Source organism: Roseateles sp., assembly GCF_039595595.1.
Classification (GTDB): Bacteria; Pseudomonadota; Gammaproteobacteria; order Burkholderiales; family Burkholderiaceae_C; genus Roseateles.
On sequence record NZ_JBCNLG010000003.1, the window covers coordinates 118,840 to 133,978 of the forward strand.

Below are 15,139 nucleotides of genomic sequence, written 5' to 3' on the forward strand. Positions count from 1 at the left end.
AATCACTGCCTGGGATGGGCTTTTCGCCGGTGGGGATATTCCGGTCACGGGCGGCCCCTACACTGGCCCGATGTCCGCCCTGTCCCCTTCCTCGACGACGTCCCGATCCGAAGCGCCGACCGGCTCGCCCGCCGTGGCAAACGCCGTGCGCACGCCGCCGCCGCTGCGGGCCATGTGGCCGGCGCTGTGGCCATTCCTGCGGCCGTACCGGGGGCGGATCGCCGCCGCCATCGTGTTCCTGATGCTGGCGGCGGGGGCGACGCTGGTGTTCCCGATCGCGCTGCGGCAGCTGATCGACCAGGGCCTGGTATCGGCCGATCCCGGCGAGCGCCTGATGGCGCTGCGGGAGCACTTCTTCTGGCTGTTCGCCACCGGCGCGGCGCTGGGGGTGTTCTCGGCGCTGCGGTTCTACGCGGTGACCTGGCTGGGCGAGCGCGTCAGCGCCGACCTGCGCACCGCCGTCTACAGCCACGTCCTGCGGCAGAGTCCGGAATTCTTCGAGACCACCCAGACCGGCGAGGTCATCAGCCGCATCACGACGGACACGACGGTGATCCAGAGCATCGTGGGCTCCAGCCTCTCGATGGGCCTGCGCAACCTGATCATGGGGCTCGGCGCGGTGGCGCTGCTGATCGCCAGCAACCCGTGGGTGATGACGCAGGTGCTGGGCATCCTCGTGCTGGTGGTGGCGCCGGCGATGTTCTTCGGCCGGCGCGTGCGGCGGCTGTCGCGTTCCAGCCAGGATCGCATCGCCGACACCAGCGCGATCGCGGCGGAGATGCTCAACGCGATCGGGGTGGTGCAGTCGCATGCGCAGGAGGCCCGCGAGGCCGCGCGCTTCGACGCCGCCAGCGAGGCGGCCTTCGACACCGCGCGCAGACGCACCAAGGTGCGGTCGATGCTGGTGGCCTTCGTGATCACGGCGACCTTCGGCGCGCTGCTGTGGGGCCTGTACCAGGGCACGCAGGCGGTGATGGCCGGACGGATCACGGCGGGGCATCTGGGGCAGACGGTGGTGTACGTGATCCTGCTGGTGTCGTCGGTGGCGGTGCTGGCGGAGGTCTGGGGCGACCTGCTGCGCGCCGCGGGCGCGACCGAGCGGCTGATGGAGCTGCTGGCGGCGAGATCGCCGGTGGCGGATCCGGCCGCGCCGGTGGCGCTGCCGGCGTCGGCGGGGCCGGCGCGGGTGGCGTTCGAGAACGTCCGCTTCCATTACCCGTCGCGGCCGGATCGCGCGGCGCTGGAGGACTTCACCCTGCGCATCGAGCCTGGCGAGACGGTGGCGCTGGTGGGGCCGAGCGGAGCCGGCAAGAGCACGGTGCTGCAATTGCTGCAGCGGTTCTACGACGTGCAGTCGGGCCAGGTGCGGATCGACGGGATGGCGGTCGACCGGGTGGCGCTGGCGGCGCTGCGCGGGCGCATGGCGCTGGTGCCGCAGCAGAGCGTGATCTTCTCGGCCAGCGCGCTGGACAACATCCGCTACGGGCGCCCGGATGCGAGCCGCGAGGCGGTGATCGCCGCGGCGAAGGCCGCGCACGCGCACGAGTTCATCGAGCAGTTGCCGCAGGGCTACGACAGCTTCCTGGGCGAACGCGGGGTGCGGCTGTCAGGCGGTCAGCGCCAGCGGATCGCAATCGCGCGGGCGATGCTGCAGGACGCGCCGTTGCTGCTGCTCGATGAAGCGACCAGCGCGCTGGACGCGGAGAGCGAACGGCTGGTGCAGCAGGCGCTGGACGAGGCGATGCGGGACCGCACGACGCTGGTCATCGCGCATCGGCTGGCGACGGTGCAGCGCGCGGATCGGATCGTGGTGATGGACCACGGGCGCATCGTCGAGCAAGGCACGCATGCGGAACTCGTGGCGCGCGGCGGGCTCTACGCGCGCTTGGCGGCGCTGCAGTTCAATGCGTGAGGGCCAGCGCCCGTGGCATCCCTCTCTATAAAATCCCGCCCCATGACCGCAGAACCCACCTCCGCCCGCCCGGTGCGCAGCCAGTACGAAGACTTCATGCGCCATGTCTACGAACATGGTGTCGCCAAGGGCGACCGGACCGGCACGGGCACGCGCAGCGTGTTCGGCCATCAGATGCGCTTCGATCTGAGCGAGGGCTTTCCCCTGGTGACCACCAAGAAGGTGCACCTGAAGTCCATCATCCTGGAGCTGCTGTGGTTTCTCCGCGGCGATTCCAACGTCAAGTGGCTGCAGGAGCGCGGCTGCACGATCTGGGACGAATGGGCGCGCGAGGACGGCGACCTGGGCCCCGTGTACGGTGTCCAGTGGCGCAGCTGGCCCAAGGCCGGCGGTGGCCATGTCGACCAGATCGCAGAGGTCGTGAAGCAGCTCAAGACCAACCCGGATTCGCGCCGGATCATCGTGTCGGCCTGGAACGTGGCCGAGCTCGACCAGATGGCCCTGATGCCCTGCCACGCGTTCTTCCAGTTCTACGTGGCCGACGGCAAGCTGTCCTGCCAGCTGTACCAGCGCAGCGCGGACATCTTCCTGGGCGTGCCCTTCAACATCGCCAGCTACGCGTTGCTGACACAGATGCTGGCGCAGCAATGCGGGCTGGGCCTGGGCGATTTCATCTGGACCGGCGGGGACTGCCACATCTATTCGAATCACTTCGAGCAGGTCCGGACGCAGCTCTCGCGTACGCCGTTCGCGTATCCGACGATGCACATCAAGCGCCAGCCGGCTTCGATCTTCGACTACGAGTTCGAGGATTTCGAACTGCGCGACTACCAGCACCACGCGGCGATCAAGGCGCCGGTGGCGGTGTAAGCGATAGACTCCGGCCTACGTCTCTTCGAAAGCCCTCTGCCATGTCCCGCCGACCCGAAGACCTCACCGAATCCGCGATGCGCGCCGCCGAGCGCCGCTTCCCGGAACTGGCCGCCAAGGCTGGCCGGGAGGCCTACCGGCAGGCGCTGGCCGAGACTGGCGCCGTGATGGTCGCCACCAGCAAGGGCCAACTGGTGCAGCGCAAGGCCGATGGCACGACCACGGTGCTCAAGACCCTGCCGCCGGACAAGCGCGTGAAGGTCGGCGTCGTGCTCCAGCGTGTCAAGCGCAAGGCCGCCTGAGTCCGGCAAGGCCTCGCAGCCGCGGCTGCGCGTGCTGGCGGGCCCGAACGGGTCGGGCAAGAGCACGATCAAGCTCGAACTGAAACCCCAATGGATCGGCGTGTTCATCAACGCCGACGAGATCGAGCGCACGCTGCGCGAGTCGCAGGGGCAGCTAGCCCTGAAGTCGCTGGGCCTCTCCGGAACGCCCGCGCAGCTGCTGACGGCGCTGGAATCGCACATCCGGGGATCGGGTTTCGCGCGCAAGCTGGGGCTGCACAGCCTGCTCGGCAAGCTGAGCGTGGATGACGCGCTGCGGCTGCAGGTGCCCGGCCCTTACGACTCGTACTTGGCCTCCGTGCTCGCGGATGCCATCCGGCGGGAGCTGCTCGAGGAAGGCCAGACCTTCACCTTCGAGACCGTCATGTCCTCGCCCGACAAGATCGCCTTCATGCGCGAGGCGCGCGAGCGCGGCTATCGCGTCTACCTCTACTTCGTCGCGACCAAGGATCCCGCGATCAACGTGGACCGCGTGCGCAACCGCGTCAAGCGGGGCGGCCATCCGGTGCCGGTGGACAAGATCCGCGAGCGCTACGTGCGCTCGATCGCCCTGCTGACCGAGGCCGCCGACGCCGCCCATCGCGCCTATGTCTTCGACAACTCCGGCGCGAAGCACAAGCTGCTGGTGCAGGTGATCGACGGCCAGTCGATGGAGATCGAATCCGGCGCGATGCCGCGCTGGTTCGTCGAGACGGAACTGTGGCGGGACTTCAACGGCTGACCTCAGTTCTCAAAAGCCGGACGGCTGCCTGGAGCCGGAGGGCCCTTTGACGCGCGTCCACGGCTGATGTGCTCTGATGGCGCTTCCGCCCGATCTGCCCCACGACGACATGACCTCGACCGCCCCGCTCCATCTCGGCATCGTCGGCTGCTCCGCCGAAGGCGCCGCCCTGTGTTATCGCACCATCTGCGCGGAAGGCGCGGCGCGTCTCGGTCCGCACGCGCATCCCGAGATCAGCCTGCACACGCCCTCGCTGCACCGCTACGTCGAAGCGCTTGACCGCGGCGATCTCGAGGCGGTCGCCGCCTTGATGCTCGACTCGGCGCGCCGCCTCAAGGCCGCTGGCGCTCAGTTGCTCCTCTGCCCCGACAACACCATCCATCAGGCTTTCGACCTGGTGGCGCCGCGGTCGCCGCTGCCCTGGCTGCACATCGCGCGGGTCGTGGCGGACGAGGCGCGTGATCGCGGCTTCCGCCGTGTGGGGGTGCTCGGCACGAGCTGGCTGGTGCGCAGCAAGGTCTATCCGCAGGCGCTGCAGGCCGTGGGGCTGGAGGCGGTGCGCCCGACCGATGCATGGCGTGACGAACTCGGCGCGCTGATCATGGACGAGCTGGTGCCGGGCCGCATTCAACCTGGCACGGCCGGCCGCTTCCAACTGGCCATCGACGAACTCCGCGAGCGCGGCTGCGATGCGGTCGTACTGGGCTGCACCGAGATCCCGTTGATCATCAGCGATGCGAACGCCTCGTTGCCGACGCTGGATTCGACGCGATTGCTGGCGCGGGCAGCGCTGCGGGCCGCTTGCGCATGACCTGCCCCATGGTTGGCAGAGAGCAGGTCAATAGCGCCTCCAAGTAGCGTTTGGGGGGCGTTGCAGCGAGCACACGTCCGCCTTTCGGGTCATTTGGGCCGAGCTGCCGCACTCCTAGACTCGGTGGCCTTCCCGCTTCGAATCCAGGCAGTACCGGCATGCAGCAGGCCACTCCTCAAACCATCGCGCATCAGTTGGACGCCGACCTCGCGTCGGTGGAAGACCGCATCAGCCACTTCCTCTCCCCCGACGACGGCACGGTCGCCGCGCTCCTGGCGAGCGCCGATCAATTGGCGAAGGCCGATGCGCTCGAAGCGAGCCATCTCAAGGGACGCATCCACGCGCTGACCGGCGATCGACGGCAGGTCGACTACTGGTTCGCGAACGCGCGCCGTCTCCGCGACGACTGGCGCGCTGATTTCAACCATGCGTCGTGTCTCTTGAGCCTGGGCTACTTCTCCGACGCGGCGGCGCTCACGGTACGCCTTCGGACGATCGATCACCGCTCACTCGCCATGACGGCCGGTCTCGCGACGGCGGTCTTCGACCTTGCTGGCGCGCAGGAGGCCTGCGAGGTCCTCCACTGTGCGGGCATCGAGCCGAACGGCGTTGATCCGAAGTTCGCGAAGAATGCGCTCAAAGTGCTCTCCGACTTCGACGTCCCCACCGAGAACGTGCGCGCGGCCCTTGATGTGGTGGGCGAGATCCTCAGGGAAAACCGCTTGTGGTGGCTGGGTCGTTATCCGAAGCTCTTCGCTCACCATAGCTCCGAGGATTTCGGCATCCTTTATGAGCTCCTGATCGGGGTCTCCATCGAAGAGTCCATCCGGCTCACCAATGAATGCCTTGAGCGCCTGCATGATCGATCGCTGCTGCTTGCAGGCTTTGGTTTCAGCTTCATCGGGGTGGGGCCCAGGGGGAAGGAGAAGGAACATCAACTCCGCCTCAGGAGGGTTCAGTGACATGCCGGTCCAAACAAGTGATCTCATGACATTCGCTGAAGGGCTGCTCTCGCTCCCTTCCGAAGCCGCGTGGCGCGCGGCAATTAGCCGCTCCTATTACGCCGTCTATCACCGCGCCCTGAAGTGGGAAGAAGAGCAGCACATCAATGGCTCGAACATCGGAAGGCTTGGAGGGGCGCATCAGCAGCTGATGAATCGGCTTCGCAATCCATCCATTGCGCTCCCTACGGAGCTTCGTAGGCGGTCTGCACTATTGGCCACCAAACTCGAGATCCAGCGCGATCGACGAGTCGACGCCGACTATTGGCTTCAGAAGGACATTGCGATCGAGTTGGCAACGATGCAACTGGAGCAGGCCAAGGAAGCAATCAACGAGCATTGCGGCAAGCCGCGTTGCAATCCCAGTGCCTGACCGTTGTCGCATCGGAACGCTCGGAAGTCGCACCCCCTGCCGCGACACGCGCGAAGGGTCGCCTCCTTCGCGCTAGGATGCCGCGCTTGAAGGGGTTTCAGATGGTCACGACGATCAAGCGCGAAGAGTTCACATTCCTGGTGGTCGACGACTTCTCGACCATGCGGCGCATCATTTCCGGCCTGCTGCGCGAGCTCGGCTTCAAGAAGATCCTCGAAGCCGAAGACGGCAGAGCCGCGCTGCGTCAACTTGAACTCGCCGCCGAGTCCGGCGAGCCAGTGCACTTCGTGCTCAGCGACGTCAACATGCCGGTGATGAACGGCTTCCAGCTGCTGGAGGCGCTGCGCACCAAACCCGACGGCGATCAACTGCGCACGATCCCGGTGCTGCTCGTCACCGCCGAGGGCCGCAAGGAAGACATCATCCGCGCCGCGCAGCTCGGCGCCTCGGGCTACATCGTCAAGCCGTTCAACAAGGACACGGTCGGTGACAAGATCCACCTGACGCTGAAGAACCGGAACATCCTGGTCGACTGACGCGCCAGGAGTGCTCCTGAAGCGCCAAGCGTCCCCCATCGGAGCCGGCTGCCGTCAGCCCCATCAGCCACCGGCTTCGCCGAACGCCTTCACCACCTCCTCCGGCGCCTGCACCAATTCGATCAGCACGCCCTCCCCCGCAATGGGGAACTCGTCATTGCTCTTCGGATGGATGAAGCAGATGTCGTAACCCGCCGCGCCCTTGCGGATGCCGCCCGGCGCGAATCGCACGCCGTTGGCCGTCATCCACTCGACCGCCTTCGGCAGATCATCGACCCACAGCCCGACGTGGTTCAGCGGCGTCGTGTGCACCGCCGGCTTCTTCTCCGGATCCAGTGGCTGCATCAGGTCGACTTCGACCTTGTGCGGCCCGCTGCCGATCGCGCAGATGTCCTCGTCGACGTTCTCGCGCTCCGACACGAAGTTGCCCGTGACCTCCAGCCCCAGCACGTCCACCCACAGCCGCCGCAGCGCCGCCTTGTCCGGCCCGCCGATCGCGATCTGCTGGATCCCCAGGATCCGATAGGGCTTCGCGCCCTGCCCGTTGGATGCGCTCATCGTCCCCTCCTCACTCGAAGCGCACGATCGGCTGATCGACCGCCAGGCTCTCGCCCACCTTGGCCAGCACCTCGGCCACCGTCACGTCCTGCGTCGCGGTCAGGATGTTCTCCATCTTCATCGCCTCGATGACGGCCAGCCGCTCGCCCGCCTGCACCCGCTGCCCCGGCTCGACCGCGACATGCACCAGCAGGCCCGGCATCGGCGACAGCAGCAGCTTGCTGGTGTCCGGCGGCGCCTTGTAGGGCATCAGCCGGTGCAGCTCGGCCGCGCGCGGCGACAGCACCGTGACCTCGATCGCGCGCCCGTTGTGCTGGATGCGATACGCCAGCGGCGCCTTCGGCGTGCCGCGCTCGGCTTGCGCGACGAAGGGCCGGCCATCCACCGTGCCGACGATGCGCGTGTCGTTGAGCCGCGACTGGCTCACGATGCGGTACTGCTTGTGCCCGCCGATGGCCACCAGCGCCTCGCCCAGGCTGCCGACGTACTCGGTGATGCTCAGCGGATGGCGGCTGAAGTTGCCCTGCCCTTCGTTGACCACCGCGACGTAGTCGTGCTCGATGCGGACCTCATGCCCCGGCAACTGGCCGGTGATGCCGGCCTCGCGCTCACGGGCCTTGCGGCGGATGAAGCCGGCCAGCGCCACCAGGAAGTCCGGATCGTCGTGCGGCACGTCCTCGGCGTGGAAGCCGCTGCCGTAGTGCTGCGCGATGAAGCCGGTGTTGAAGTCGCCCGAGCGGAAGTCCGGATGCGCCAGCAGCGCCGACTGGAACGGGATGTTGCTCGAGATGCCGCGGATCACGAAGCCATTGAGCGCCTCGCGCATCTTGGCGATCGCGTCGTCGCGGTCGCGGCCGTGCACGATCAGCTTGGCGATCATCGAGTCGTAGAACATCGGGATCTCGCCGCCATCGAAGACGCCGGTGTCCACGCGCACGCCGAAGCGCGCCTCGCCGGCCGCCTCCATCGAGGTCTCCGGCGGCTGGTACTTCACCAGCCGGCCGGTCGACGGCAGGAAGTTGCGGAATGGATCCTCCGCGTTGATGCGGCATTCGATCGCCCAGCCCTCGCGCCTGATCTCGTCCTGCTTGAACGGCAGCGGCTCGCCCGCGGCGACGCGGATCATCAGCTCGACCAGGTCCAGCCCGGTGATGCACTCGGTGACCGGATGCTCGACCTGCAGCCGCGTGTTCATTTCCAGGAAGTAGAAGGACTGGTCCTTGCCGACCACGAACTCGACGGTGCCCGCGCTCTGGTACTTCACCGCCTTGGCCAGCGCCACCGCCTGCTCGCCCATCGCGCGGCGCGTGGCCTCGCTGATGAAGGGCGACGGCGCCTCCTCGATCACCTTCTGGTGGCGGCGCTGGATCGAGCACTCGCGCTCCCACAGATAGACGACGTTGCCCTGCGCGTCGCCCAGCACCTGGATCTCGATGTGGCGCGGCGACTCGACGAATTTCTCCATGAACACGCGGTCGTCGCCGAAGCTGGCGCGCGCCTCGTTGCGGCAGCTGGTGAAGCCGTCGTGGCAGTCCTTGTCGTTGAACGCGACACGCAGGCCCTTGCCGCCGCCGCCGGCGCTCGCCTTGATCATCACCGGGTAGCCGATGCGATGGGCGATGGCCACGGCCTCGTCGGGCGATTCGATCGGCTGGTTGTGGCCCGGGATCGTGTTGACCTGCGCCTCGCCCGCGAGTTTCTTGGAGGCGATCTTGCCGCCCATCGCCGCGATCGAGTAATGCTTGGGCCCGATGAAAACCAGGCCTTCCTCCTCCACGCGGCGCGCGAAGTCCTCGTTCTCCGACAGGAAGCCATAGCCGGGATGGATGGCCTGGGCGCCGGTCTGCTTCGCCGCGGCGATGATCTTGTCGGCCACCAGGTAGGACTCGCGCGAGGGCGCCGGGCCCAGCAGCACGGCCTCGTCGGCCAGCTCCACGTGGCGGGCGTCCTTGTCCGCCTCCGAATACACCGCCACCGTGGCGATGCCCATCTTCTTGGCCGTCTTGATCACGCGGCACGCGATCTCACCGCGATTGGCGATCAGGATCTTCTTGAACATGTTCTGCGTCTCCTGCGCGCCGGTCAGAGGGGGATGTTCCCGTGCTTGCGCCACGGGTTCTCGAGCTGCTTGTCCTTGAGCATCACCAGCGAGCGGCAGATGCGCTTGCGCGTCTCGTGCGGCTGGATGACGTCGTCGATGAAGCCGCGCGCCCCGGCCACGAACGGATTGGCGAAGCGCGCCTTGTACTCGGCCTCGCGCGCGGCCAGCTTGGCCGGATCGTTCTTGTCCTCGCGGAAGATGATCTCCACCGCGCCCTTGGCGCCCATCACCGCGATCTCCGCGTTGGGCCAGGCGAAGTTGACGTCGCCGCGCAGGTGCTTGGAGCTCATCACGTCATACGCGCCGCCGTAGGCCTTGCGCGTGATCACCGTCACCTTGGGCACCGTGCACTCCGCATACGCGTAGAGCAGCTTGGCGCCGTGCTTGATGATGCCGCCGTACTCCTGCGAGGTGCCCGGCATGAAGCCCGGCACGTCGACGAAGGTGATCACCGGGATGTTGAACGCATCGCAGAAGCGCACGAAACGCGCCGCCTTGATGCTGCTCTTGATGTCCAGGCAACCCGCCAGCACCAGCGGCTGGTTGGCAACGATGCCCACCGTCTGCCCCTCCATGCGGGCGAAGCCGGTCAGGATGTTCTTCGCGTTCTCGGCCTGCAGCTCGAAGAAGTCGCCGTCGTCCACGACCTTGAGGATCAACTCCTTCATGTCGTAGGGCTTGTTCGGGTTGTCCGGCACCAGCGTGTCGAGCGAATGATCGAGCCGCGCGCCGGGATCGCCACTGGGGCGGCAAGGGGCCTTCTCGCGGTTGTTCAGCGGCAGGTAGTTGAAGAAGCGCCGCAGCATCAGGATGGCCTCGACGTCGTTCTCGAAGGCCAGGTCCGCGACGCCGCTGCGCGCCGTGTGCGTCGAGGCGCCGCCCAACTCCTCGGCCGTCACTTCCTCGTGCGTCACGGTCTTCACCACCTCGGGCCCCGTGACGAACATGTAGCTGCTGTCCTTGACCATGAAGATGAAGTCGGTCATCGCCGGCGAGTACACCGCGCCGCCGGCGCAGGGGCCCATGATCATGCTGATCTGCGGGATCACGCCCGACGCCATCACGTTGCGCTGGAACACCTCCGCATAGCCGCCCAGCGAGGCCACGCCCTCCTGGATGCGCGCGCCCCCGGAGTCGTTCAGGCCGATCACCGGCGCGCCGACCTTCATCGCCTGGTCCATCACCTTGCAGATCTTCTCGGCATGGGCCTCGGACAGCGCGCCGCCGAAGACGGTGAAATCCTGGCTGAAGGCGAAGGCCAGCCGGCCGTTGATCATCCCGTAGCCGATGACGACGCCGTCGCCCGGGATCTTGTTGTCCGCCATGCCGAAGTCCACGCAGCGGTGCTCGACGAACATGTCCCATTCCTCGAAGGTGCCGTCGTCGAAGAGCAGGTCCAGCCGTTCGCGCGCGGTCAGCTTGCCCTTGGCGTGCTGGGCCGCGATGCGCTTTTCGCCGCCGCCCTGGCGCGCCTGCTCGCGCTTGTCCTCGAGCATCTGTTGGATGTCATGCATGTCGTTGGTCCTTTGAATCCTCGGGATTCCTGTCTCCGGAAAATCTCGCCAGCAACTCGCGCGCCGCCGTCGACGCCGCCAGGCGCCCGTCCAGCACCCGCGCCGTCATGTCGCCCAGCGCCGCGCGCACTGCGGGCGCCGCCTTGAACTGCTGCTTCAGCCCCGCCTGGATGCGCTCCCACATCCACGCGAGCGCCTGCTGCTGGCGCTTCTCGTCGAACGCGCCATTGGCCTGCTGAAGGGCCTTGAACTCGGTGACCGCGCTCCAGAAGGCCTCGATGCCCACGCCCTTGAGCGCGGACATCCGCATCACCCGCGGATGCCAGATCGCCGTGTCGTGATGGGCGTGGTCGGGCCGGCCATGCAGCCCGTACAGCCGCAGCGAGGACGTGATCTGCGCCTGCGCCCGCGTCGCCGCGGCGTCGTCCAGGTCCGCCTTGTTGATCACGACCAGGTCGGCCAGCTCCATCACGCCCTTCTTGATCGCCTGCAGGTCGTCGCCGGCATTGGGCAGTTGCAGCAGGCAGTACATGTCGGTCATGCCCGCCACCGCCGTCTCGCTCTGGCCGACGCCGACCGTCTCGACGATCACGATGTCATGGCCGGCGGCCTCGCAGACCAGCATCGCCTCGCGCGTCTTCTCCGCCACGCCGCCCAGCGTGCCGCTGGACGGACTGGGCCGGATGTAGGCGCGCGGATCCATCGAGAGCCGCTCCATGCGCGTCTTGTCGCCGAGGATGGAGCCGCCCGACACCGTGCTCGACGGATCCACCGCCAGCACCGCGACGCGATGGCCGCGCGCGATCAGGTCCAGGCCGAGCGCCTCGATGAAGGTGCTCTTGCCCACGCCCGGCACACCCGAGATGCCCAGCCGCAGCGAGCGCCCCGTGTGCGGCAGCAGCCCGGTGAGCAGCGCGTCGGCCTGCGCGCGGTGGTCGGCGCGGGTCGACTCCAGCAGCGTGATGGCCTTGGCCATCGCGCGGCGCTGGGCCGGCCCGGGCTCGCCCAGCAGCGGCGCGGCCAGCGGGTGATCCGGCAGGGCCGAGGGAGGCGGCGCGTTCACGCGATCCGCTCCGCTCAGGCCGCGACCGTCTTGCGGATCTGCTCGAGCACGTCCTTGGCGCTCGCCGGGATCGGCGTGCCGGGCCCGTAGATGCCCTTGACGCCGGCCTCGTAGAGGAAGTCGTAGTCCTGCGCCGGGATCACGCCGCCGACGAACACGACGATGTCATCGCCGCCCTGCTCCTTGAGCGCCTGAATGATGGCCGGCACCAGCGTCTTGTGGCCAGCCGCCAGCGTCGACACGCCGACGGCGTGCACGTCGTTCTCGATGGCCTGGCGCGCGCATTCCTCCGGCGTCTGGAACAGCGGCCCCATGTCGACGTCGAAGCCCAGGTCCGCGTAGGCCGTGGCGACAACCTTCGCGCCGCGGTCATGCCCGTCCTGGCCGAGCTTGGCGATCATCACCCGCGGCCGGCGGCCCTGCTCCTCGGCGAAGGCGGCGATCTCGTCCTGCAGCTTGGCCCAGCCCTCGGCCGAGTCATAGGCCGCGGCATACACGCCGGTGACCTTCTGCGTGTCGGCGCGGTGCCGGCCGAAGACCGTCTCCAGCGCGTCCGAGACCTCGCCCACCGTCGCCCGCAGCCGGATCGCCTGGATGCTCAGGTCCAGCAGGTTGCCGGTGCCCGAGCGGGCCGCCTCGGTCAGCGCCGCCAGCGCCGCCTGCACCTTGGCGCCGTCGCGCGTGGCCTTGATCTTCCGCAGGCGCGCGATCTGGCTGTCGCGCACCTTGACGTTGTCGACCTCGAGGATCTCGACCGGATCCTCCTTGGCCAGCCGGTACTTGTTGACGCCGACGATCACGTCCTTGCCGCTGTCGATGCGCGCCTGCTTCTCCGCGGCGCTGGCCTCGATCTTGAGCTTGGCCCAGCCCGAGTCCACCGCCTTGGTCATGCCGCCCATGGCGTCGACCTCCTCGAGGATCGCCCAGGCCTTGTCGGCCATGTCCTGGGTCAGCGACTCCATCATGTAGCTGCCGGCCCAGGGGTCGATCACGTTCGTGATGTGGGTCTCCTCCTGGATGATCAGCTGCGTGTTGCGCGCGATGCGGGCGCTGAACTCGGTGGGCAGCGCGATCGCTTCGTCCAGCGAGTTCGTGTGCAGCGACTGCGTGCCGCCGAACACCGCCGCCATCGCCTCGATGGTGGTGCGCACCACGTTGTTGTAGGGGTCCTGCTCGGTCAGGCTCCATCCAGAGGTCTGGCTGTGCGTGCGCAGCATCAGGCTCTTGGGGTTCTTCGCGCCGAAGCCCTTCATGATCCGGCACCACAGCAGCCGCGCGGCCCGCATCTTGGCGATCTCCAGATAGAAGTTCATCCCCACCGCCCAGAAGAAGGACAGCCGCCCGGCGAAGTCGTCCACGTCCATGCCCTTGGCGATCGCGGTCTTGACGTACTCCTTGCCATCGGCCAGCGTGAAGGCCAGCTCCAGCGCCTGGTTCGCGCCCGCCTCCTGCATGTGGTACCCGCTGATCGAGATCGAGTTGAACTTCGGCATGTGCGAGGCCGTGTACTCGATGATGTCGCCGATGATGCGCATCGACGGCTCGGGCGGGTAGATGTAGGTGTTGCGGACCATGAACTCCTTGAGGATGTCGTTCTGGATGGTGCCGCTGAGCTGGGCCTGCGAGACCCCCTGCTCCTCCGCCGCGACGACATAGCCGGCCAGGACCGGCAGCACCGCCCCGTTCATCGTCATCGAGACCGAGACCTTGTCCAGCGGGATGCCGTCGAACAGGATCTTCATGTCCTCCACCGAGTCGATCGCCACGCCGGCCTTGCCGACGTCGCCCGTCACGCGCGGATGGTCGGAGTCATAGCCGCGGTGCGTCGCCAGGTCGAAGGCGACCGACACGCCCTGCCCGCCCGCGGCCAGCGCCTTGCGGTAGAAGGCGTTGCTCTCCTCGGCCGTCGAGAAGCCGGCGTACTGCCGGATGGTCCAGGGCCGCACCGCGTACATCGTGGCCTGCGGGCCGCGCAGGAAGGGCTCGAAGCCGGGCAGCGTGTCCGCGTACGGCAGGTCGCGGGTGTCGGCCGCGGTATAGAGCGGCTTGACCACCAGCCCCTCGGGGGTGTGCCAGTTCAGCTTGGCGGGGTCGCCGCCGGGCGCGGACTTCGCCGCCGCCTTGTGCCATTGCTCCAGCGTCGCCGGCGCGAACTCGGGGGGAGTGTTCGTCCCGCTTGTGGCGGACGGCGCGGCGGAGGGAACCTGTTGTTCGTTCGACATGAGGGGACTCCTGGAAGCGGCGGATCATAGCGCGGTGCGAATTCATAATTATGAATTTCAGATTCGCTACACTCCGGCGCCATGTCCCTCTCCGCCCCGCTCGCTCCCCGCGCCCCCCTGTATGAGGAGGTCGCCGAGCGGCTGCGCCAGCGCATCTTCGCCAAGGAGCTCGAACCCGGCAGCTGGATCGACGAGCTCAAGCTCTGTGCCGAGCTCGGCATCAGCCGCACCCCGATGCGCGAGGCGCTCAAGGTGCTGGCCTCCGAAGGGCTGGTCACGATGCGGGTGCGCCGCGGCGCCTACGTCACCGAGATGTCCGAGCGCGACGTCCGCGAGGCGTATCAACTGCTCTCGCTGCTGGAAAGCGATGCGGCGGCGGTCGTGGCGCGGCAGGCCAGCGACGCGCAACTCGCCGAGCTGCGCGAGCTGCATCGCGCGCTCGAGGAGAGCCTGGCCGACGGCGAGGCCGGCCGCGAGCGCTTCTTCGCCGCCAACGAGCGCTTCCACCTGCGCATCGTCGAGATCGACGGCAACCGCTGGCGGATGCAGATCATCACGGACCTGCGCCGGGTGATGAAACTCAACCGCCACCACTCGCTGTTCAAGCAGGGACGGCTGCAGGAGTCGCTGCAGGAGCATCGGGAGATGCTGGCGGCGCTGCTCGAGCGCGATGCCGACCGGGCGGCGCGGCTGGTCCGGTGTCACTTCGACAATGGACTCAAGGCCACCGGCCGTTCTGCCGACTGAGCGCGTACGCGCGCGCGATTTCCATTCAGGAAACTCGCCGCAATTAATTTGGCGCAATAACAAATCTCGGCATTAATACCCGCGATACCTCGCGAATCACCGGCCATTCCCTGCTCGAGGAGCCGTCGGGAAACTCGTGAACTTGTCACGAAGTCATCACGGCCAGCCGCATGAGCGCCAAGACCGCTTCCCTTCGCGCCGGTCTTCGTTCACACGTGTCACGTCTTGTTTCAGTGGCGAGCACCCCGGGGAGAGGGTGTGAACCGCGCCGCGCAACGCCGCCCTCTTCTTCAGCAGCGCGCGTAAGTGCCGATCAGCATTGAAAGTCCGCCCAACCGAAATCCAACGGACCTTCGATGCTGCGCTGCG

The 15,139-nt window shown here is 67.5% G+C and carries 14 protein-coding genes; 9 read left to right on the top strand and 5 right to left on the bottom strand.

Translation table 11 applies throughout. The features are described from left to right. Positions 1 to 172: 172 nt before the first annotated feature. The 8 genes from ABDW61_RS05740 (at position 173) to ABDW61_RS05775 (ending at position 6,565) form a co-directional block, all read left to right on the top strand. Entirely contained in the window at positions 173 to 1,912 is a 1,740-nt protein-coding gene (locus tag ABDW61_RS05740; RefSeq protein WP_343637577.1) for an ABC transporter transmembrane domain-containing protein, read from the top strand. A 42-nt stretch (positions 1,913 to 1,954) separates the two neighbouring features. After that, a complete protein-coding gene (locus ABDW61_RS05745) occupies positions 1,955 to 2,782 on the top strand; it encodes a thymidylate synthase (RefSeq protein ID WP_343637123.1) in 828 nt (275 codons plus the stop codon). A gap of 41 nt (positions 2,783 to 2,823) precedes the next feature. Then, entirely contained in the window at positions 2,824 to 3,084 is a 261-nt protein-coding gene (locus tag ABDW61_RS05750; RefSeq protein WP_343637125.1) for a hypothetical protein, read from the top strand. Next, entirely contained in the window at positions 3,062 to 3,844 is a 783-nt protein-coding gene (locus tag ABDW61_RS05755) for a zeta toxin family protein (protein WP_343637127.1), read from the top strand. Before ABDW61_RS05750 ends, ABDW61_RS05755 begins: the two co-directional genes overlap by 23 nt. A 76-nt stretch (positions 3,845 to 3,920) precedes the next feature. Next, positions 3,921 to 4,655 (top strand): amino acid racemase, encoded by a 735-nt coding sequence (locus tag ABDW61_RS05760; RefSeq protein WP_343637129.1) that lies wholly within the window; start codon positions 3,921 to 3,923, stop codon positions 4,653 to 4,655. A 158-nt stretch (positions 4,656 to 4,813) separates the two neighbouring features. Next, positions 4,814 to 5,617: a hypothetical protein gene (locus ABDW61_RS05765; RefSeq protein WP_343637131.1), complete on the top strand. Its 804-nt coding sequence runs from the start codon at positions 4,814 to 4,816 to the stop codon at positions 5,615 to 5,617. A gap of 25 nt (positions 5,618 to 5,642) precedes the next feature. Continuing rightward, positions 5,643 to 6,029: a hypothetical protein gene (locus tag ABDW61_RS05770; protein WP_343637133.1), complete on the top strand. Its 387-nt coding sequence runs from the start codon at positions 5,643 to 5,645 to the stop codon at positions 6,027 to 6,029. A gap of 101 nt (positions 6,030 to 6,130) precedes the next feature. Continuing rightward, positions 6,131 to 6,565: a response regulator gene (locus ABDW61_RS05775; protein ID WP_343637579.1), complete on the top strand. Its 435-nt coding sequence runs from the start codon at positions 6,131 to 6,133 to the stop codon at positions 6,563 to 6,565. A 63-nt stretch (positions 6,566 to 6,628) separates the two neighbouring features. On the opposite strand, the gene ABDW61_RS05780 is transcribed toward ABDW61_RS05775, so the two are convergent. From ABDW61_RS05780 to scpA, 5 genes are read right to left on the bottom strand one after another with little or no spacing between them, the layout of a single operon-like run. Beyond that, complete coding sequence (locus ABDW61_RS05780) at positions 6,629 to 7,123, bottom strand: VOC family protein (RefSeq protein ID WP_343637135.1); 495 nt, start codon at positions 7,121 to 7,123, stop codon at positions 6,629 to 6,631. Positions 7,124 to 7,133: 10 nt separating this feature from the next. Beyond that, positions 7,134 to 9,182 carry an acetyl/propionyl/methylcrotonyl-CoA carboxylase subunit alpha gene (locus ABDW61_RS05785; RefSeq protein WP_343637137.1) on the bottom strand — a complete coding sequence of 683 codons (2,049 nt, stop codon included), beginning with the start codon at positions 9,180 to 9,182 and terminating at the stop codon, positions 7,134 to 7,136. Between the two features lie 23 nt (positions 9,183 to 9,205). Further along, the gene (locus ABDW61_RS05790) at positions 9,206 to 10,738 is read right to left on the bottom strand and encodes an acyl-CoA carboxylase subunit beta (protein ID WP_091724823.1); all 1,533 of its coding nucleotides are present in this window, start codon (positions 10,736 to 10,738) and stop codon (positions 9,206 to 9,208) included. Next, positions 10,731 to 11,777 (bottom strand): methylmalonyl Co-A mutase-associated GTPase MeaB, encoded by a 1,047-nt coding sequence (gene meaB / locus ABDW61_RS05795; protein WP_343637581.1) that lies wholly within the window; start codon positions 11,775 to 11,777, stop codon positions 10,731 to 10,733. Before meaB ends, ABDW61_RS05790 begins: the two co-directional genes overlap by 8 nt. Before the next feature lie 38 nt (positions 11,778 to 11,815). Then, positions 11,816 to 14,023 carry a methylmalonyl-CoA mutase gene (gene scpA / locus ABDW61_RS05800; RefSeq protein ID WP_343637139.1) on the bottom strand — a complete coding sequence of 736 codons (2,208 nt, stop codon included), beginning with the start codon at positions 14,021 to 14,023 and terminating at the stop codon, positions 11,816 to 11,818. Positions 14,024 to 14,104: 81 nt separating this feature from the next. Between scpA and ABDW61_RS05805 the strand changes: the two genes are divergently transcribed. Then, positions 14,105 to 14,770, top strand: coding sequence for a GntR family transcriptional regulator (locus ABDW61_RS05805; protein ID WP_343637141.1), 666 nt, complete (start codon positions 14,105 to 14,107; stop codon positions 14,768 to 14,770). Positions 14,771 to 15,139 lie beyond the last annotated feature (369 nt).

What these genes read in the sequence shown, in the direction of transcription:
- ABDW61_RS05740 (WP_343637577.1), top strand. Translation starts at nt 173, where the DNA reads ATGTGGCCGGCGCTGTGGCCATTCCTGCGGCCGTACCGGGGGCGGATC.
- ABDW61_RS05745 (WP_343637123.1), top strand. Translation starts at nt 1,955, where the DNA reads ATGACCGCAGAACCCACCTCCGCCCGCCCGGTGCGCAGCCAGTACGAA.
- ABDW61_RS05750 (WP_343637125.1), top strand. Translation starts at nt 2,824, where the DNA reads ATGTCCCGCCGACCCGAAGACCTCACCGAATCCGCGATGCGCGCCGCC.
- ABDW61_RS05760 (WP_343637129.1), top strand. Translation starts at nt 3,921, where the DNA reads ATGGCGCTTCCGCCCGATCTGCCCCACGACGACATGACCTCGACCGCC.
- ABDW61_RS05765 (WP_343637131.1), top strand. Translation starts at nt 4,814, where the DNA reads ATGCAGCAGGCCACTCCTCAAACCATCGCGCATCAGTTGGACGCCGAC.
- ABDW61_RS05770 (WP_343637133.1), top strand. Translation starts at nt 5,643, where the DNA reads ATGACATTCGCTGAAGGGCTGCTCTCGCTCCCTTCCGAAGCCGCGTGG.
- ABDW61_RS05775 (WP_343637579.1), top strand. Translation starts at nt 6,131, where the DNA reads ATGGTCACGACGATCAAGCGCGAAGAGTTCACATTCCTGGTGGTCGAC.
- ABDW61_RS05780 (WP_343637135.1), bottom strand. Translation starts at nt 7,123, where the DNA reads ATGAGCGCATCCAACGGGCAGGGCGCGAAGCCCTATCGGATCCTGGGG.
- ABDW61_RS05785 (WP_343637137.1), bottom strand. Translation starts at nt 9,182, where the DNA reads ATGTTCAAGAAGATCCTGATCGCCAATCGCGGTGAGATCGCGTGCCGC.
- ABDW61_RS05790 (WP_091724823.1), bottom strand. Translation starts at nt 10,738, where the DNA reads ATGCATGACATCCAACAGATGCTCGAGGACAAGCGCGAGCAGGCGCGC.
- scpA (WP_343637139.1), bottom strand. Translation starts at nt 14,023, where the DNA reads ATGTCGAACGAACAACAGGTTCCCTCCGCCGCGCCGTCCGCCACAAGC.
- ABDW61_RS05805 (WP_343637141.1), top strand. Translation starts at nt 14,105, where the DNA reads ATGTCCCTCTCCGCCCCGCTCGCTCCCCGCGCCCCCCTGTATGAGGAG.